The sequence below is a fragment of the Ancylomarina sp. YFZ004 genome (genome assembly GCF_054254355.1).
Window position 1 is genome coordinate 19171 of sequence record NZ_JBTCHQ010000006.1, and the last position, 19063, is coordinate 38233.

15 protein-coding genes are annotated in these 19063 nt (G+C 36.7%); 12 read left to right on the forward strand and 3 right to left on the reverse strand.

From position 1 onward, the window contains the following. Positions 1-176: 176 nt before the first annotated feature. The 11 genes from ACXR6G_RS10945 (at position 177) to rlmF (ending at position 14881) form a co-directional block, all read left to right on the forward strand. A complete protein-coding gene (locus ACXR6G_RS10945) occupies positions 177-1622 on the forward strand; it encodes a sigma-54-dependent transcriptional regulator (protein ID WP_458361469.1) in 1446 nt (481 codons plus the stop codon). A 320-nt stretch (positions 1623-1942) separates the two neighbouring features. Continuing rightward, positions 1943-2458 (forward strand): hypothetical protein, encoded by a 516-nt coding sequence (locus ACXR6G_RS10950; RefSeq protein WP_458361470.1) that lies wholly within the window; start codon positions 1943-1945, stop codon positions 2456-2458. A 734-nt stretch (positions 2459-3192) separates the two neighbouring features. Then, entirely contained in the window at positions 3193-3666 is a 474-nt protein-coding gene (locus ACXR6G_RS10955; RefSeq protein ID WP_458361471.1) for a LutC/YkgG family protein, read from the forward strand. A 9-nt stretch (positions 3667-3675) separates the two neighbouring features. Then, the gene (ldhH, locus tag ACXR6G_RS10960; protein WP_458361472.1) at positions 3676-5823 is read left to right on the forward strand and encodes an L-lactate dehydrogenase (quinone) large subunit LdhH; all 2148 of its coding nucleotides are present in this window, start codon (positions 3676-3678) and stop codon (positions 5821-5823) included. Positions 5824-5844: 21 nt separating this feature from the next. Continuing rightward, positions 5845-6006 carry a hypothetical protein gene (locus ACXR6G_RS10965; RefSeq protein WP_458361473.1) on the forward strand — a complete coding sequence of 54 codons (162 nt, stop codon included), beginning with the start codon at positions 5845-5847 and terminating at the stop codon, positions 6004-6006. A 42-nt stretch (positions 6007-6048) separates the two neighbouring features. After that, complete coding sequence (locus ACXR6G_RS10970) at positions 6049-7707, forward strand: L-lactate permease (RefSeq protein ID WP_458361474.1); 1659 nt, start codon at positions 6049-6051, stop codon at positions 7705-7707. A gap of 149 nt (positions 7708-7856) precedes the next feature. Continuing rightward, positions 7857-10691, forward strand: coding sequence for an FAD-binding and (Fe-S)-binding domain-containing protein (locus tag ACXR6G_RS10975; RefSeq protein ID WP_458361475.1), 2835 nt, complete (start codon positions 7857-7859; stop codon positions 10689-10691). A gap of 327 nt (positions 10692-11018) precedes the next feature. Further along, entirely contained in the window at positions 11019-12254 is a 1236-nt protein-coding gene (locus ACXR6G_RS10980; RefSeq protein WP_458361476.1) for a hypothetical protein, read from the forward strand. Positions 12255-12481: 227 nt separating this feature from the next. Beyond that, the gene (locus tag ACXR6G_RS10985) at positions 12482-13027 is read left to right on the forward strand and encodes a GNAT family N-acetyltransferase (protein ID WP_458361477.1); all 546 of its coding nucleotides are present in this window, start codon (positions 12482-12484) and stop codon (positions 13025-13027) included. A gap of 494 nt (positions 13028-13521) precedes the next feature. Further along, on the forward strand, positions 13522-13800 hold the full coding sequence (locus tag ACXR6G_RS10990; protein ID WP_458361478.1) for a cupin domain-containing protein: 279 nt from the start codon (positions 13522-13524) through the stop codon (positions 13798-13800). Positions 13801-13915: 115 nt separating this feature from the next. Continuing rightward, positions 13916-14881 (forward strand): 23S rRNA (adenine(1618)-N(6))-methyltransferase RlmF, encoded by a 966-nt coding sequence (gene rlmF / locus ACXR6G_RS10995; RefSeq protein WP_458361479.1) that lies wholly within the window; start codon positions 13916-13918, stop codon positions 14879-14881. A gap of 101 nt (positions 14882-14982) precedes the next feature. On the opposite strand, the gene ACXR6G_RS11000 is transcribed toward rlmF, so the two are convergent. Together ACXR6G_RS11000 and ACXR6G_RS11005 are read right to left on the reverse strand one after the other, a co-directional pair. After that, positions 14983-15576, reverse strand: coding sequence for an OmpW family outer membrane protein (locus tag ACXR6G_RS11000; protein ID WP_458361704.1), 594 nt, complete (start codon positions 15574-15576; stop codon positions 14983-14985). After that, positions 15548-16390 (reverse strand): metallophosphoesterase family protein, encoded by an 843-nt coding sequence (locus tag ACXR6G_RS11005; RefSeq protein ID WP_458361480.1) that lies wholly within the window; start codon positions 16388-16390, stop codon positions 15548-15550. The genes ACXR6G_RS11000 and ACXR6G_RS11005 overlap by 29 nt, the downstream gene beginning before the upstream one ends. Before the next feature lie 500 nt (positions 16391-16890). On the opposite strand from ACXR6G_RS11005, the gene ACXR6G_RS11010 reads away from it, so the two are divergent. Then, a complete protein-coding gene (locus ACXR6G_RS11010) occupies positions 16891-18186 on the forward strand; it encodes a glycosyltransferase family 4 protein (protein ID WP_458361481.1) in 1296 nt (431 codons plus the stop codon). 666 nt (positions 18187-18852) lie between these two features. Here ACXR6G_RS11010 and ACXR6G_RS11015 read toward each other — a convergent pair. Beyond that, positions 18853-18984 carry a hypothetical protein gene (locus ACXR6G_RS11015; RefSeq protein ID WP_458361482.1) on the reverse strand — a complete coding sequence of 44 codons (132 nt, stop codon included), beginning with the start codon at positions 18982-18984 and terminating at the stop codon, positions 18853-18855. Between the last annotated feature and the right edge of the window lie 79 nt (positions 18985-19063).

The window sequence follows — 19063 nt, forward strand, 5'->3', positions numbered from 1 at the left end:
CATTAGCATTACTTTTAATGAAAAGTATGATTATTGGCGGCCTCTTTCCGGTAGCTATCATGAGGGTGAATAAATAAATGATATCCATATGAAACGAACCATGAGCAATACTTGCACTCACTGGAAGGTGATTTTTGGCGACTTCCATATGACCTTAACAAGAAAATTATATCCATATGAATATTCTTATTGTTGATGATGATAAATCCAGTGGATCTGCAGTTGCGGAATTTATTGAGGAGCAGTTGGACTACAAAATTAAACTTTGCCATAATGGGGAAGATGCTCTTGTTGCTCTAAAAACGGATGATTATCAGATGGTTATTTCCGATATGCGAATGCCAGGTATTTCTGGTTTGGATCTTTTGAAAAGAATCAAATTACTGCCTAAGGGAGAAGCCATTGAAGTTATAATCATGACGGGTTTTGGAGATATGGAATCATCCATTGAAGCTCTGCGTAGTAACGCTTATGATTATTTGCTCAAACCCGTTAATGTTGAGGAGTTAGCGATTCTTATTGAACGTGTTGCCGAGAGTATTCGATTAAAAGATGATAATTGCATCTTAAAAGAGAACACCCCAAAGGGTATTTCGAATGATAATAAGGAAGACGCAGAACGGATTAAATATTATGAAACGACAATTCGGGATATTACCAGTGTTGGCAAAGTAGGCGTTTTTTCTGATGCCATGCGAGGTGTCGTTAAAATGGCTGAACAATTTCATGAGGACAGAAGCGTACCTGTTTTAATTGAAGGGGAAACGGGTACTGGAAAAGAAGTTATGGCTCGTTTGGTTCACTTCGGACAAGAGAGTGACATTCTTCAGCCTTTTATATCGATTAACTGTTCAGCTATTTCTCCAACTTTGTTCGAAAGTGAACTATTTGGATACGATATAGGTGCATTTACAGGAGCACGTAAAGATGGAAAGCTTGGTAAATTGGAATTGGCACAAGGTGGCACGCTATTCTTAGATGAAATTGGTGAAATGCCTTTGGATATGCAACCTAAATTGTTGCGGGTATTGCAACAAAAGGAAATGTATCGTGTAGGAGGAAACAAAGCCATAAATCTGGATGTCAGGGTAATCTTTGCCACTAATAGGAATTTGAAGCAAATGGTGGCTGAAAAAACATTTAGAAGTGATCTGTATTATCGCCTAAATACGGGAAGGTTGTATATTCCGCCATTGCGAGAACGTAGAGAAGCAATTTTATCCTTTACTCAAGTATTTCTGGATCAGTATTCCAAGAAGCGTGGACGTCGATTTCGATTCATCAGTAAGGATGCCAAAAAAATGTTGCAGGATTACGACTGGCCTGGAAATATTAGGGAACTTAAGAATTCCATAGAAAGGGCAACACTCCTATTTAATGATCTTGATTTAAAACCGGAGCATTTACGTTTTTTACAGGCTGATGAGACTGATTTTGTGACTTCAGAACAGGCTCTGGTTCCAGGAAGAATTGTTTTACCTGACGATGAATTGGATATTGAACAGTTGGAGTTGGAAATTGTTCGGAAAGCTTTAAAGAAGTTCGATAACAATAAATCTAAAACAGCAGACTATTTATGTATTACGAGAAGTGCTCTTCGTAGTAGAATGAATAAACTATAGAAATTCCTAGAGTATCTTTTTCTAGATCTATTTGGGTAAATATTTTATTTTAAAAGCCAATGCTGCATATGAAAAGCACATCTGTAGCATTGGCTTTATTTGTGTGCGGTTTGGAACAGTTGTTCATTTTGGAAACGAGTTATTATTGCTATGTTCATAATTGAACACTTTTGTTTGAGGTTTTATGCTGTCTTGTCTTTCCTTAAGTGTCACATATATAGGGTTTAGTGTTTTGTTTTGCTGTTTATGTTTGTAAAATAGATCTTTGGCACTTCTTTTGTTTTCCCATAAGCCGAAGTCTCACCTAAATTTGAATAGATATGGAAGCTAGAATCGATACACATATTAATAAAACTATTTGTGGAAATCTGAATGATAATCTTTTGGATTTATTTCTCTTGAATTCAAAAAACTTAGGACACGATTCCTTGAAAGTTGATAGTAAGCTTTTTACTGAAGCGGCTAAGCAAGATAATGTTCAGTTTGAATTTATTCGGTTGAAGAGTTTCGATCTGAATAAAGCATCTTTTGATATCAGTAACTCTAAGAATGCCATATTAGAGGCTGATTTTGGGATAGCCGATTCAGGTAAACTGGTTATTAATACACAGGATTCAGATATTTTAGTGACAATGCTATTGGCTGAATCGCTACATATTATTCTTCCCTCCAGTAAAATTCTCTCTTCTATGTCTCAACACAATCAAATGAGTGGCAAACCTGCTATTGATATGTTTCGAGGTATTTCAAGTAATACGGCTGACTCTTATAATAATGAATTGAGTTTTTCACATGAAAATCTTAAAACCTCGATTTATGTTATCGAGGATCTCTAATAATTTTAAACGTCCCGTCTAATTACCTAAGCCTCCATATAGTGGAGGCTTTTTTTTGCCATAAATTTATTAATATCCTGACTGTACTTGCTTGTACACGTTTCTGTAGTCAGTTAGCACGCCTAAATATAATCGTTCACACATAATTTTCGCATTGCTGCCTCTGGTTTATAATATGTGCTTAGAGAGTTGGGGATTTGTAATGCCTTTTAATAAAATAATCACTTCATAACTAAGCTGACATATAGAATTACACCTTGATGTTGTATTGTAAATTTAACTGTGTAGACCGTTTATACGCCTTCATGTTCGCATATTCATTCTGTTTTTATTAGGCCTGTTAACTGACAAGAATACTTGTTGGATTATAAGCTCTTTAAATCGATGTGAGTGTTTTTCTATCTCGATATTTAATAAATAGCTTCATTTTCCTAATCAACCTATAAGTTGATTGATCATCAAATTCATCTTAGAATGGCATGTTGTTTCCCGTTCAATTACAGCCAATTGTTCAATCCTGCACTGCTTATTTCATTAGTTGTTCAGAACTGAACAGTCTTGCAAACGATATAATATAATATTATCGCAAACCTTTTCGCTATCTAATGTGCTGTGTGTCAATGTTAAGAATCTTGGAATGATTCTATATAGTAAGGAGTGGGGATTTGTGGCATTCCTATTGGTTAGGGATTCCACAGCAAAACAAAAGACTAACCCACATTATAAAGACAGCTATGAAATTACTAGATCATTTTTTAGAGAAATCGGCCCTTGTTGGAAATGAAAACCGCATAATGAAAATGGCCGATTTTCAAAACGAGTTTAATAAGGACCAATTTGAATATATCCATGTTCCCAGTTTTGATTTATCCGTTGAGTGTCGTGCAGGGGAAGCTGGCATAGGGAGAGCATTAATCGAAGCAGATTTCGCCATTGGAGAAACAGGGTCGGTTGTTATAGATAGCTGTAATGAGAATTTACGATTGGCAAGCTGTCTTGCCGAAAAACTGGATGTGATTTTTCCTTTAAGCAAACTGGTTGCCAGTATGCATGATGTTGCCGGATTTCTTGAAGAGAGAACCTCAGGAAGTGGAGGCTATGTTGCTTTTATAACAGGAGCAAGTCGTACAGCAGACATTGAACGTGTACTTACTGTAGGTGTACACGGACCAAAGGAAATGACAGTCATTATTTTAAACGATTTATAAGCAAACGCCATGACAATACAGACCCAAATAGACGAGAAATTAAAAGATAAAGTATTGTATCAAAACCTTAAGGGGTTTGCTACAGCCTATAAGGCATCAAAAGAGAATGCCTACAAAGGTTTGGATTTTGAGGTTTTAAGAACTAAAGTTCATGATCTAAAGGATCGTGATTTGAATAAAGTCATGCAACAGTTCAACCAATTTAAAGAGAACGTTGAGCAGCATGGTTGTAAAGTATTTCAAGCTAAAACAGGAGATGATGCCTGTAAATATATCGCTGATGTCATGAAAAGTCATGATGTCAAATATATGGTCAAGAGTAAATCTATGACTTCTGAAGAAATCCAATTGAATCAGTATTTGGAGAAAGAAGGCTTGAGTCCTATTGAAACAGATTTGGGCGAGTGGATTCTGCAGATTGCAAATGAGCACCCATCTCATATGGTGATGCCAGCTATTCATAAAACCCGTCAGCAGGTTGCTAAAATATTCTCTGATTATACTGGAGAAGAAGTCGATCCTGAAAACATTAAAGCCATGGTTGAGATTGCACGTCGCTTTCTTCGCGAATATTATTTCAAAGCTGGAGTTGGAATGACGGGTGCAAACGTTGCAGTTGCAAGTACGGGAACTATTGGTCTGATAACCAATGAAGGGAATGCACGCCTATCATCTACTGTGCCTCCTGTGCATATTGTTTTGGTTGGTTACGAAAAGCTTTGTGATGACTTTGGTCAAGCATTGGATATTGTTCGTGTTCTTCCTAAAAGTGCAACAGGGCAAATCATTACTTCATATACAACTTGGATTAAGGGTAGAGTCCCATCTCATAAAAATGAGGAAGGTATTAAAGAAACGCATTATGTTTTTCTTGATAATGGACGCTTAGCTTTCTTAGAACATCCTAAATTCAAAGAAGCTCTAAAATGTATTCGTTGTGGTAGCTGTGCCAATATTTGTCCTGCTTACGAAATGGTTGGTGGTCATGTTTATGGAGACAGATATATTGGTTCAATTGGACTGATTCTTACAGCACTTTATCAAGGCGATGCGGCTGCCAAAGATATTCTTAAAATGTGTATTGGATGTAGAGCTTGTTCATTCAATTGCCCATCAGGCATAGATCTTCAGAGTTTGATTTCGGATTTAAAACTCGTTGTTGGTAAAAAATATGGCATTAATCCAATTAAAGAGAAGGTGTTTAAAGCTGTGGTTGCCAAACCTAAAAGAATGAAATCACTTTTAAGTCTGGGAGCAAGTTTCCAATTTCCTTTAACCTCAACTAATAAATTGAATAAGGAAAAAATAATTAAAACTGTTCCTATGTTGCCTAAGGAGATGGATTTCAGAAAATTTCCAGCATTGGCTTCTAAGACTTTTAGTAAGCGTTTTTTCAAGGACGGCTATGATCAGTTTTCTTCACAACGTAAAGTTTTCTTTTATCCTGGTTGTGCCATTGAGTATTTCTATCCTGAAATGGGATTGGCTATGGTCAAGTTGCTTCAGAAGAGCGGTATTCAGGTTGATATTCCTAAAACGGCAGCCTGTTGTGGTATTCCTGCAATTGCTTCCGGAGATCCTGATAACGCAAAAACAATGATTTTTAATACACTTGATAGTTTGAATGAGACGGATGGGTATGAAGCCCTATTGGTTCTTTGTCCAACCTGTGGAGGTGCTATCAAGCATGAGTTTTTAGATTTCACAAAAGAAGATCCTGATCGTTATAAAAAGGCTTCTCAATTAGGAAACATGGTGACTCCTGTAGGAAAGTTTCTAGAAGAAAATGGTATCAAATTTAAAGTTATCGGTCAAAAGAAAGTGACTTATCATACACCTTGTCACGGTTCCAGATCTTTGGACTATTCTGCAGAATCATTCCTTTCATCTGTGCTTGGGAAACAATTTATTCCTCTTACCGATAGCAATGTGTGTTGCGGATTTGGTGGGACCTATTCACTCGACTTTTCAAGTATTTCCAATGGAATATTGAATAAGAAAATTGAGAATATTGATGCTACTGAAGCTGAGATTTTGGTTACCGATTGCCCAGGCTGTGTTATGCAGATTAATGGAGGTTTAATGCATCAAAAGAAAGCGGTAAAGGTGATGCACCTTACCGAATTTATCGAAAATTACCTAGTTGTTGTTGAGTAACTACTAATAAAAATAAGCCCAATGGAATTCAATGTAAATAAGATGGAAACGAATAAAGATTTGACGGATTTGAAACATAAACTTATTGCCTTGGATGGCATCATGCAAGAAGGTTTTAAATCAATTTTCCTACATGATAGCGATGACTCAATCAGTGAGAGTAATAGTGATCTAAAGTCTTAATATATAACTAACCCAAACCAATCACAACCTAAAATTTAACTTATGAACGCAATACTTGCATTTTCCCCAATTCTGCTAACCATCATCTTGATGGTTGGCTTTAACTGGGGTGCAAAAAAAGCCCTGCCTTTATCTCTGTTACTTGCAATTACAATAGCTCTAGGCGTATGGAGAATCGACTTACACCATGTCTTAGGTTACTCCTTTTTCGGATTTTTAAAGGCATTTGACATTCTCATCATAATATTCGGAGCCATTTTAATCTTGAATACCATGAAGATATCGGGTGCCATGGCAGCCATTAACAATGGTTTCAATGGTATAACAACGGACAGACGTATACAGGCGATTATTATTGGCTTTATGTTTGGAGCTTTTATCGAAGGTGCAGCTGGTTTTGGAACCCCTGCAGCCTTGGCAGGTCCACTTTTGGTCGGTCTGGGTTTTCCTCCTCTTGCTGCAGCTATGGTAGCTTTAATTTACAATTCAGTACCTGTTCCTTTTGGTGCGGTTGGAACACCCATTAGTGGTGGAGCCATGGCTACCCTTAGTGAAAACCTTTCAGGTGTTGGTGCAAACGTTGAAGGCTTTAAGTTGATGTTGACCCAGTGGGTTGCCATTCCTAATGCTATGGTTGGAATTTTCATTCCTCTATTAGGACTTATCATATTGACACGTTTCTTTGGAAAAGAGAAATCAATAAAGCCAGCTTTGGCTGCTGCGCCATTTGCAATCTTTGCAGGTTTGGCTTTTGTAGTACCTTATGTTTTGATTGCATCGACTTTAGGTCCTGACTTACCATCTCTTTTAGGCGGATTTATTGGTTTAGGGATTGTTATTTTTGCAGCAAAAAGAGGTTTTCTTGTTCCTAAAAAGAAATGGGATTTTCCAATAAAATCTGAATGGGAAAAATCATGGATGTCTAATGAAACCATACAGGAGCCAACTGAAAATAAGATGGGGCTTTTTAAAGCTTGGATGCCATATGCTTTAATTGCCATTATATTGGTTGTGACACGTATTCCTGCATTGGGATTGAAATCTTTTCTTGCTTCTCAAACTTTAACTATATCTAATGTATTGGGTATCGCAGACTTAAACTATGTTTTGAAATGGGCTTACTTGCCAGGAACGATTCCTTTTATATTGGTTGCTTTAATTACCAATGTAATGTATCGAATGAAGACCAAGGAAATTTTATCGTCTTGGAAAACTACATTTAAGCAAATCAGTGGCGCAGCAATAGCTTTGTTTGCTGGTGTTGCTATGGTTCAGTTGATGTTAAAGTCAGGAGCAAATGGTGCTGGATTAGATAGTATGTTAACTGTGATGGCTAATTCGATTGCTGATTTGTCCGGGGCTGCTTATCCTGTGATAGCACCTATTGTTGGCGTATTAGGTTCTTTTATGTCAGGTTCTGCAACGGTATCCAATTTGTTATTCTCTTCTCTACAATTCGAAACAGCTTCCATTCTTCAGATTCCGGAGGTCTTGATTGTCGCTGCTCAAACCAGTGGTGCTGCTCTTGGAAATATGATTTGTGTTAACAATGTTGTTGCTGTTTGTGCAACAGTGGGCTGTGTAGGAGCCGAAGGAACAATTATACGCCGAAATGCAATACCCGCATTTATATATTATCTATTCATCATGATTATTCTCGTTGTTTTCATCAGTTTGGGCTTTGACCCAATGCCATTGTAAGAAAGCAGGGGAGAGAGAATTTGAATATTGGCTTCGGCACTATAATCTTAAAGTGCTGATTGCCATATTATTTACCAGTTTGTTGATAATCTTGATTTATGACTGAACTAGGCTTTATCGAAGATTGGAATCAACTAAAACATTAGACTATGTTGAAAGGAAATTATAAGAAGTTTTACGATGAAATTAATTCAACAATTGAAACTTCTCGTTTGTATACAGATCATATAAGGAACTTGGCTTATGGAACTGATGCTGGTTTTTATCGGCTAATTCCTAAGATCATTGTACGTGCTATGAATGAAGATGAAGTTCAAAAAGCACTGCTTTTAGCCAATAAATATGAATTACCTGTCACTTTTAGGGCTGCGGGAACAAGTCTCGCAGGACAGGCAATTACCGATTCAATCCTCATTATAGCGGGGAAGAACTGGGAAGATTTCGATATTCTTAAAGAAGGTGATGAGATTCGAATGCAACCCGGTATTGTAGGGGCTCGTGTGAATCAAATTCTTGCTCCTTTGGGACGAAAATTAGGACCGGATCCAGCTTCTATCAATTCCGCTATGATTGGTGGTATTGTGATGAATAATGCTTCGGGTATGAATTGTGGAACTCATGAGAATTCATATGAAACCATTCTTTCTGCGCGCTTAGTTTTTTCTGACGGAACTGTTCTCGACACAGGAAGTGAAGAAAGTAGAAAGAGCTTCTTGAAGACTCATGATTATTTCATTGAGAAGATTGAAGAAATGCGAGATAGTGTGCGCTCCAATAAAACTTTGGCAGATCGTATTCGTCATAAGTATAGCATTAAAAATACCACAGGGCTTAGTATAAATCCTTTTATCGATTATTTCGATCCGTTTCAAATTATTGTGAATTTGATGGTTGGATCTGAAGGAACATTGGCATTTATGTCAGAATTGACGATGAAAACGGTTAGCAATCCTAAGTTCAAGGCTAGTGCCATGATCTATTTTGAAGATATTGTGAGCGCTTGTAAATCGGTAGTAAGCATGAAACCTGGCCCTGTACATGGTGCTGAAATGCTTGATAGAATAGCTTTACGTTCTGTTGAAAATGCTGATGGGATTCCTCCATTTATTAAGGATTTTCCTGAAGGAGTAACGGCAATTCTTGTTGAAACTCTTGCAAACAGTAAGAAAGAGCTGGATAATAATATTAAGGAGATTAAATCACTCTTAAAGGACTATAAAACAGTTCGAGCTATTGAATTTACCGATAAAGTTGAGGAGTATTCCAAGTTTTGGAATATCCGTAAAGGGGTATTTCCTGCGGTTGGAGGCTTGCGTGAAAAGGGAACCACTTGTATTATCGAAGATGTTGCTTTTCATCTTGAAGATTTACCACAAGCCACTGCTGATTTGCAGGAACTCATTGCTAAGTATGGTTATAAGGATGGTGTGATTTATGGACATGCTCTGGAAGGCAATTTCCATTTTATTTTCAACCAGAACTTTGATAAGCCCGAAGAGCTTGAGCATTATAAAAAATTTATGGCTGAGGTTGATTATTTAGTTGTTGATAAGTACGATGGCTCATTGAAAGCGGAGCATGGTACGGGACGAAATATGGCTCCTTTTGTCAAGCATGAATGGGGTGAGGAAGCTTATCATTTGATGAAAGAGATTAAGCATCTTTTTGATCCTAAAAATTTATTGAATCCTGGTGTTATAATTAATGATGATCCAGAATGTTACGTTAAAAATTTCAAGACATTAGCTCCTGTTCACGAAATTGTTGATACCTGTATTGAGTGCGGTTTCTGTGAAGTAAATTGTCTAACGGCAGGTTATTCACTTTCTGCTCGTCAGCGTACTGTGGTACAACGTGAAATCAAGCGATTGGAAATGACCCATGAAGATGATGAACGCTTAAAAGAATTAAGAAAAGGTTTTGAATACCTTGGTGAACAAACTTGTGCTGGAGATGGTCTATGTGCAACGTCTTGTCCTGTAGGAATTGATACCGGAAAATACATTAAATATTTGAGATCACTAGATATGGCTGGTGATAAAGCTCAAAAGTATAGTAAAATGGCTGCCGATAATATGCATAAAATTGGTCCTGTCATTCGTGGTAGCCTTAAGTTTGTGAATGGTGTACATACGGTAATGGGGACAACTTTGTTGGGTGCTGTGGCTGGAGGTTTTAGAACTTTAAGCGGTAACACAATTCCTCTTTGGACAGCAGCTATGCCTAAGGGCGCCAAAGCTCCAATGCCACATCCAATAAATAAGAAGAACCCATTAAAAGTTGTGTATTTCCCATCTTGTATCGCTCAAACCATGGGACCTGCTAAAGGAGATCCCTATAAGCAACCCTTGCATGTTGTTACTCAAAATTTATTAGAGAAAGCGGGTTATGAAGTGATTTTTCCTGAGAAGATGAGCTCTTTATGTTGTGGTACACCATGGGAAAGTAAAGGACTAACGAAGCATGCAGATCAAAAATCTTTAGAATTGGAGGCTGCTTTGGATAAAGCATCAGAGGGAGGTAAATACCCAATATTATGTGATACCTCTCCATGTTTGTATCGTATGCGTCGTGTTATGAATCCCAAATTAAAGTTATATGAACCAGTTGAATTTATTCATGCGCACTTATTGAATAAATTAACATTTGAGAAAGTGAACGAGGTTGTTGCTATTCATTCAACTTGTACAACTACAAAAATGGGATTAACGCCTCAATTGAGAGAGGTTGCAGAAGCATGTGCTCAGCAAGTGGTTATGCCTGGTGAGGTTGGTTGTTGTGGTTTTGCTGGTGATAGAGGCTTCAATTTCCCTGAAATTAATAAATACGCACTTCGAAAATTGCGTCCTGTTTTGAATGAAAGTAAAGTTGTTGCTGGTTATTCGAATAGTAGAACATGTGAAATTGGCTTAAGTAATAGTGGCGGTGTGCCGTATCAGTCTATTATCTATTTGGTAGATAGAGTGACCAATGCGAAAAATTAGCTTAGAAAATAGTTTGTGAGTAGTTAGGACGTGTCCTGCTGCAGTTGTTGTGAACATACACATTAGACAAATCTGACTCCAATAAAAGGTTTTTATTTGACTTAACTTTGAAGGACGTTTAGTTTCTGTCTTAGGTGTATGATTGATTGTTGTGAAATGCATATAAAACAGATCTGGCCTATTAATCAAGGTTTTTAATTTGACTTAGCTTTCGATAGATAAATCAGGATCTGTTTTTATGTGCATTATAAACCTGTTTTAACCCATATAATTAAACCCCAACATACATGTAAACTTGTGGTTTGTCTGTGTGTAAAAAATGCAATAATGAAAAAGATTATACTAATGTTGATTGTGTTCGCTCCTCTGTTGAGTTTAGCGCAAAAAAAAGAAGAAATTAAAGTAAAGCTGAGTGGTTTTGTATCGGCTGAAGCTATATTGGATACAAGAAAAACGGTGAACTCACGTGAAGGAGATGTTATCCTGTACCCAGCTGCAAAATCCTATGATATTAATGGTGCCGATATTAATGATAGATCAGAATTGTTTATGACGACTATTCATTCTCGGTTAAATGTCGGTATTTCTGGTTTTGAAGCCTTCGGAGCAAAAGGTTCTGCTACCGTTCAAGGTGACTTTGTAGGTACATCGAATGATAAAATTGGATTGTTCCGTTTGAGACATGCCTTTGTGAAATTAAACTGGGAGAAAGATGAATTGCTAGTTGGTAAATATTGGCACCCTATGTTTGTAACCTCTTGTTTTCCTAAAGTAATGCATTGGGGTGGGGGACTGCCTTTCAATGTTTTGGGAAGAGCACCACAGTTTCGATATACTCGTAAATTAAGTAATAAAGGCTATGCGATGCTGGCTGTTTTATCTGAAATGGATTTTAAAAGCAATGGTCCTGATGGTGCCAACGTCAAATATGTTCAGCAAGCAAGTATCCCTGAATTCTCGGCACAAATTAAATATGATTTAGCTAAAGGATTTAGCATGGGAGTAACAGCTGGTTATAAATTTTTAAAACCAATGGTTGTTAATTCTTTGGGAGCAAAAACAGATGAGCTTTTATCTAGCTATCAGATGAATGCTTGGATGTCTTTAAAAACGGATAAAATAGCATGGAATCTTCACACTATTTATGGTCAAAACATGTACAATTTCGTCATGCTAGGTGGTTATGGTGTTAAGAATGTAAAAGCAAATGGCGATTATGAATATACGAACGTAAAAACATCGTCTATTTGGTCTGATGTGTACACAACTACAGGCAATGTTCGTTATGGCTTGTTTGCAGGCTATACGAAAAACCTTGGGGCTGATGATAATTTGGCAACAAGTGCCGATGGTTTTGTTGGTTTATATAGTAGAGGTTCTAATATCGATTACGTTTATCAGTTTGGACCTCGCCTTGAGATCTATTCAGGTAAATTTATGGTTGGTACACAAATTTTATATACGTCTGCTGCCTATGGTACGACTCAGATTGACGGTACAGTAAGTGATTCAAAAGAAGTTGGAAGTTCTAGATTTTCACTTCATCTTAAATATTCTTTTTAGTACATGATAGTTTTTAGTTAAGTTGTTTGTTTTTCAAAAGTGGGTTTAATGTTTCATAAGCCCATCTGTTCACGAGCCTCAACCTTTGGTTGAGGCTATTTTTATTTATGATTTCTGAGTACCCATCTGGTGGTTTGGCTAAAATTCAATATTATTTAATTGTTTCAATTTGCTTATATTTAGTCAATTAATATTCTTGATTAAGAATTGAGATTTAAAATTTATATATGGATTTAAGCCTTGAATTAAAAACGAAACGCTTGATTTTACGCCCTGTAAATATCAGGGATGCAGAATTGATTTTCGCTTACAGATCGGATGCCATTACCAATCAATACCAAGGATGGATTCCAAAAACGATTGATGATGCTCAGACTTTTATTTCTAAGGTTTCAGAGAAGATTGATGAGTATGATACTTGGTTTCAATTCGCTATTATCTCTAAAGTAGATGGTGAATTGGTAGGCGATATTGGTATCCATTTTTTTGATGTTGATAGGTATCAAGTTGAGATTGGTTGCACGCTAGCAAAAAATCATCATGGCAAAGGTTTTGCAAGTGAGGCACTAAAAGGCACTATAGATTACCTTTTTGAAGATTTGAATAAGCAACGCATTACTTGTTCTATAGATCCTCAAAATCAGGCTTCAATTAAGATGGTTGAAAGACTTGGTTTTAGAAAAGAGGCACATTTTAAGCAAAGTATTTATGTTGATGGTGAGTGGTATGACGATGTGGTTTATGCCATTTTGAAAGCTGAATGGAATAAGTAATTAAGCTTTGTTATGATCTATTCATAAGCTTATTAAGTCTTTTTGGAGAGACTTGTAGTTGTTTTTTTTGCATAATAAGATTTTTTCGAAAGCCCTGAAAGGGCAATACTTGAATAACCGTCTATACAATGGACGGTACACTGTAATCAGAATGAAAATCCCTAAAAGGGGTCAATTATTTTCGATTAACTGTTTTCCCCCTTCAGGGAAAATGTTTTTGCAGCTTTATAACCACACATTTTATGGGGGGGGACTCAAATCTAGCCACCTTCGGGGCTATTTATATGATTTTAACAAATACTATAGAACCCAATTAATCTGTGAAAACCGAAAATGCGAGCTCGACGAACTCAATTTGTGTAATCGGTGGTTTAAAACAAATTGCAGATTCTGAATGGATAAAGGTAGAAAACCTGTGGCTTAAGCGAATATATTCAAGCTGGTATATTTATAGATTTTTGAGAATAATAAGTAGACAAAAAGAAGCTAGATATATGAAACGAAAGACATCATTCGGGACCATGGAGATTCTACTTGAGAAAGATGGGCAAATTATATCTGAAATTCTGGTCTTTGAGGAAGAAGGGAGAGGGCACAAACACCCTTTGTGGGAGATCTGCTATGTGACCGAGGGACAAGGCATCATCGTAAATGGTGATAAGCATGAGCAAGTAAAGAAAGGTTCGGTTTGTAAAATAGCTCCCAATACAGATCATTGGATGATTCCTCAAGATCATATGGAAGTCTTATTGGTGTATTCACCCAATCCATAGAAATCCATTGCTTGCTTTGTGATCATTTTTGCTAAAATAGTCGTATTTTTGCAGATCGTTGATGGTTTATTTAAACCAATAAAATAACGATTATTCATATACCGATTATAAAGCTATGCTTCCAGATAAAAAAGATCACGCTAAGATAAAATCAAGATTACACCCTCGCAATAAGAATCGAGAGCGTTACGATTTCAAAGAATTACTCGTGTCATGCCCTGAATTAAATTCTTTTGTGATACTGAACAAATATGACGATCAATCTATCGACTTTGCAGATCCTAAGGCAGTAAAGATGCTAAATAAGGCTTTATTGATGCATTATTATGGCTTGCAGGAATGGGATATTCCTGAGAACTACTTATGTCCTCCAATTCCTGGTAGAGCTGATTACATTCATCACATTGCAGATCTTTTGTGCAGCAGCAATTTTGGTGAAATGCCAAAAGGCGAGAAGATTACCTGTCTTGATATTGGTGTTGGTGCTAATTGCATTTACCCAATTATTGGACGAACAGAATACGGCTGGTCTTTTATTGGAACCGATATCGATCCAATTGCTCTAGCTTCTGCTAACAAGATAATTGAATTGAATCCAACACTTAAAGGTGGTGTGGAGTGTCGACTACAAGCTAGCAGTAAGGATTATTTTTACGGTGTATTTACTCGTGAAGAAAGTGTAGATCTGACCGTTTGTAACCCGCCATTCCATGCTTCAGCAGAAGATGCGCTTGCAGCTTCGAAACGTAAGGTGAATAACCTAAATGAGAAGAAAGTAAAAACGCCAACATTAAACTTTGGTGGACAGCAAAACGAATTGTGGTGCGAAGGTGGAGAAGGCCGCTTCTTGAAAACTATGATTTCGGAAAGTAAGAAGTTTGGTAAGAGCTGCTTTTGGTTCTCTAGCCTTGTTTCCAAGCAATCGAATTTAAGGTTGGTTAACAAGATTCTGCAGGATCTTGGCGCTGAAAAGGTGGAGACCATTCCTATGGGACAAGGAAATAAAACTAGCCGTATTGTGGCTTGGACATTCCTAAACGCTGAAGAGCAAAAGGAGTGGAGAGAGACTCGCTGGAAGTAAACAAAGCCATTTGAAAATATTGAAGAGGATGATCACTTATGATCATCCTCTTTTTATTTTCTGAGACATACAATTATGATGTTGTTTAATTCTGTCAGGATTTATAGTTTTTTTTGTTTGTTTTTCTTTAAAGGAATTCTAATGCCCAAAGTGGACGAAATACCACTGTAGTCTATTTCTTCGTCCAAGGCCTCCATTGTGAAAATATATTTTAAGTCAATTGAAAAGACGATCTCTTTTCCTATCGGGAAATCAAATCCTGTATTCAACAAGTAACTGTAACTAATTGTATTGAAACTTTTGTTCATCCAGTCGTTGTTCTCTGTTTTGAAAAACAAACCGATTCCACTCCCGAAATAGGGGCTTATCTTCGTGTCATTGGATAGAAACTTAAACCTTCCCATAGCATTGAGAGGAATGATAACAAGATGGTGTTTTCGGGAATTGTAATTAAATTTGGTATATGATATTCCGGAATAAACAGAAAAGGATAACTGTTTTCGTTTGTACAAATCGATTCCCAAATTAAGGCTGGGTACCGTCTTGTAGAACTCCCGAGTCAGTTCGTCGGTAAAATCATACATACCTAATTGTATTGATAGCTCCTTGTTAGGCGTTTGAGCCCTAAGCTGCGAAGCTGTTAATAGGCCAGACAGTATAAATATTTTACAAATCAAATTCATCCACCACTTCATTGTATATACCTATTGATTTAACATTAATGCGATTTGTTTTTTCAAATACAGAAATTTTTAAGAAATGGAAGTAATCTCCTCCATTTTCATGATCTAATGGGGACCCACCCCCTCCTGAAATAACATAGTTTATTTCATCTTTTTTGCTTAGGTCAAACCGGTGATTATGTCCTGCGAAAATGATTTTGATTTTATTGTTTCCCTTAAAAAGGCCATGCAATTGCTCACTGACCTCCATCGGGTATTTCCAATGGAAAATGGGATGATGCATGAAGATGAAAATGTTTTGTATTTCCACCTTGTCCGAAACAGAATCCAGTTGATGCTTCAGCCATTCAAATTGAGAAGATCCAATATTGAATTCATGCCCTCTTTTGTATGAATCCAAAATAATAAATAAGGAATTTCGATGGCTGAATGTATAATTGAACTGTCCTACAGGTAAGCCTGTTTGTTTACTAAAGAAGAGATTGTCTTTAGGACTATTTCCCTCATGGTTTCCTCTTACCATATACAGGGGCATAACATCTGTAATGGGCTCTGATAGTCGCCAAAATTTAATCCATTCAATTTCGTTTCCATCTTCCAGCAGAACATCTCCAAGGCAAACTGTAAATTCAGATCTGGGCTGTATGCTTCCAATTTTCTCAGATAGATGGGCATAGATGCCAAAGCCTCTTCCAACATCACCGAAAGTTGCAAAAGACCAGCTTTCACCCTCACTTTCAATATCAGGAAGTTTTGAACATCCCCAATGTGAAACAATGATAAATGCTAGAAAGTAATGACTATATCGTAAAAATCTCCTTACCACATGAACTTAGAATATTGTGATTATTAATGATTAATATGATTATTGGGAAAGTGAGCTTGTCGGTTTGTTCTTTTTCTTCTTTCATTCAATTTACAAAAAAAGGATGATTTTATCATCATTTTTAGGATAGTGTATGAACTTTGGATTTAAGAAATCTTTTAAATGTTTAGCCTTTGAAAACTAGCTGACAAATACATTGCTCATAGAATTAGATCTTGTTCAATCTTCTTACCATATTTTATTATGCAAAGCCTCAAAACAAGAGATACTCCCCACTTGAATAACAAATTATAAGGATTTCCGAATTTGAAAAAGAATAACTGAATCATAGAAAATATAGAATGAGTTTATTGGCGATGTTTTTAGAATGAAAGTATTTTAATATAACGATGAGGATGATCTTGACTAGTCATCCTCTTTTTATTTCTCGACAATTGAACTGAAGTATCACAACATAATTCTGTTTTTTACTATCTTGTGTGTTCAACGAAAGCACACATATGAATATTCTACAAATCATACCAGGCTCTGGCGGTAGTTTCTACTGTGGTAACTGTTTACGCGACGATAAGTTTCATCTTGCTATGAAAAAGCAAGGTCATGAGGTTACTAAATTGCCTATGTATCTGCCTTTGTTTTCTGATGAGCATGACCTCCACGAAATACCTGTTTTTTACGGTGCCATTAGTATCTATCTAAAGCAATTGTATCCTATTTTTAGGCATGCACCTGCCTGGGTCGATCGTCTTTTGAATTCAGGACCCATGTTAAAGCTAGCGGCAAGTATGGCCGGATCGACTAGTGCAAAAGGGCTGGAAGAAATGACCATATCCATGCTGATGGGCGAAGAAGGTAAGCAAAAAGATGAACTGAACCGGATGGTCAGTTGGATGTCAGAATACCTTCAGCCAGATGTTATTCATATTTCCAACGCACTTCTACTGGGCTTGGCTCCAAGATTGAGAAAAGAATTCCCCAATGCGGTCATCATGTGTTCTTTGCAAGATGAGGACGTTTGGGTAGATGCCATGAATGATTCCTTCCGAGATAAAATATGGGCACTCATGAGCACCAAAGCTAAGGATGTTGATGCTTTTATTGCGGTTAGTGATTTTTATGCGAAGGTTTCATTAGAAAAAATGAAGCTTCCTAAAGAAAAAGTTTTCACCAATCATTTAGGTGTCGATCCTGACGAATACAAATGTGTTGCAGCTAATATCAAAGAGCGAAACATCGGATATATATCCCGAATGTGCGAAGCCAATGGTTTCGATATTATGGTAGATGCCTTTATTCTACTCAAAAAAGATAAATCTTTCGATGATTTAAAACTGATTCTAACAGGTGGATCAACAGGTGACGATAAAGCCCTCATCAAACAAGTACGACAAAAATTAAAGGACGCAAACCTAACTGAACAGGTGGAGTTTCACGAAGATTTTGATGGTGAGGGCAGACATGACTTTTTTAGCAAGGTTAAGATGATTTCCGTTCCTGTTCGAAATGGTGAAGCCTTTGGTTTGTACCTATTGGAAAGTATGGCATCAGGCGTACCAGTTGTTCAACCCAAGCTGGGTGCTTTCCCTGAAATAGTTGAGAAATCGAATGGAGGAATCATCTATGAGAAGAACACAGTAGAAGTTCTTTCCTTCGCTTTAAAATATCTTTTAAATAATGAAGATAAATTGCAAGAACTATCCCTTAGTGCACGCAAAGGAGTTGAGAATGAATTTAATATTTACGCTCAGACAGATAAGCTGATTGGTATTTACAGCCATTTTTTAGAGGAGAATTAAGGGATTGCGATATACGACTATTCAGGAATTGAATCGTATAAGTTTATCCTAGTGAACGAAAATAATTGAAGTGATTCTAAGATTTAGACAGCTTGATTAATAGTTTATTACAGGCGAATTTGTTTCGCTGATAAAGAATCTGTTGTCTTGTTAATCTAGACGTTTCATTTGAGTTATGTCCTCTATTATGTCCTTAAGTTTTTGTTCTGAATTTCTAATTGAAGTTTTTTGTATACTAGAGCTAATTGTTTAGCTGTTTTTACTTGATCAACGAGCATAATTAAACTTTTGTGATTTCTCCAAGCTTTCAGAAGTTGCCTTTTTGCTTGATCTAGGCTATCAATAGTTAGGTAATAGGTGCCCAAAGTTTTTTGACAGTAGTTTTTTTGTGTTGTTGAGTTGGTTTTATTAGCCAAACTAATCGTTTATGAATATCTGATAAAACGCCATTAGTTTTATTCTCTAGTTCTATTTGGATGCAGGCTTTAATTATATAATAGTTGTATTATATGTCTGTAATTGCCTGTAATACAGATGGTTTGTGAAGTCTGTCTAAGTGGAAAGAGCAGAATCTCTGTCTTGTTGGAGATATTTGGAAATTGTAAGCTTACTGTAATCAATGTTTTCTTCGATTTCAAATTTTGTTTCTTTATGCAAGCGTAGTGCTTATTGTAGATCGTGATCGGCATCTTTAAAATTATGCCATTTTATCATCAAACGACCTAGTTGCTGATAGCCTTTAGCACTTGCTTTCTTATCTCCATTTTCAATAAATAATTTGATGCCATCAAATATCATGTCGACACCCTTTTGTAAGTCACCAACAGCATCGTAACATAAGCCCAGGTTTTGTAGAATATATGAAACTCTAGAGTTA

Coding starts and splice junctions, on each gene's coding strand:
- ACXR6G_RS10945 (WP_458361469.1), top strand. CDS start 177: ATGAATATTCTTATTGTTGATGATGATAAATCCAGTGGATCTGCAGTT.
- ACXR6G_RS10950 (WP_458361470.1), top strand. CDS start 1,943: ATGGAAGCTAGAATCGATACACATATTAATAAAACTATTTGTGGAAAT.
- ACXR6G_RS10955 (WP_458361471.1), top strand. CDS start 3,193: ATGAAATTACTAGATCATTTTTTAGAGAAATCGGCCCTTGTTGGAAAT.
- ldhH (WP_458361472.1), top strand. CDS start 3,676: ATGACAATACAGACCCAAATAGACGAGAAATTAAAAGATAAAGTATTG.
- ACXR6G_RS10965 (WP_458361473.1), top strand. CDS start 5,845: ATGGAATTCAATGTAAATAAGATGGAAACGAATAAAGATTTGACGGAT.
- ACXR6G_RS10970 (WP_458361474.1), top strand. CDS start 6,049: ATGAACGCAATACTTGCATTTTCCCCAATTCTGCTAACCATCATCTTG.
- ACXR6G_RS10975 (WP_458361475.1), top strand. CDS start 7,857: ATGTTGAAAGGAAATTATAAGAAGTTTTACGATGAAATTAATTCAACA.
- ACXR6G_RS10980 (WP_458361476.1), top strand. CDS start 11,019: ATGAAAAAGATTATACTAATGTTGATTGTGTTCGCTCCTCTGTTGAGT.
- ACXR6G_RS10985 (WP_458361477.1), top strand. CDS start 12,482: ATGGATTTAAGCCTTGAATTAAAAACGAAACGCTTGATTTTACGCCCT.
- ACXR6G_RS10990 (WP_458361478.1), top strand. CDS start 13,522: ATGAAACGAAAGACATCATTCGGGACCATGGAGATTCTACTTGAGAAA.
- rlmF (WP_458361479.1), top strand. CDS start 13,916: ATGCTTCCAGATAAAAAAGATCACGCTAAGATAAAATCAAGATTACAC.
- ACXR6G_RS11000 (WP_458361704.1), bottom strand. CDS start 15,576: ATGAAGTGGTGGATGAATTTGATTTGTAAAATATTTATACTGTCTGGC.
- ACXR6G_RS11010 (WP_458361481.1), top strand. CDS start 16,891: ATGAATATTCTACAAATCATACCAGGCTCTGGCGGTAGTTTCTACTGT.
- ACXR6G_RS11015 (WP_458361482.1), bottom strand. CDS start 18,984: ATGATATTTGATGGCATCAAATTATTTATTGAAAATGGAGATAAGAAA.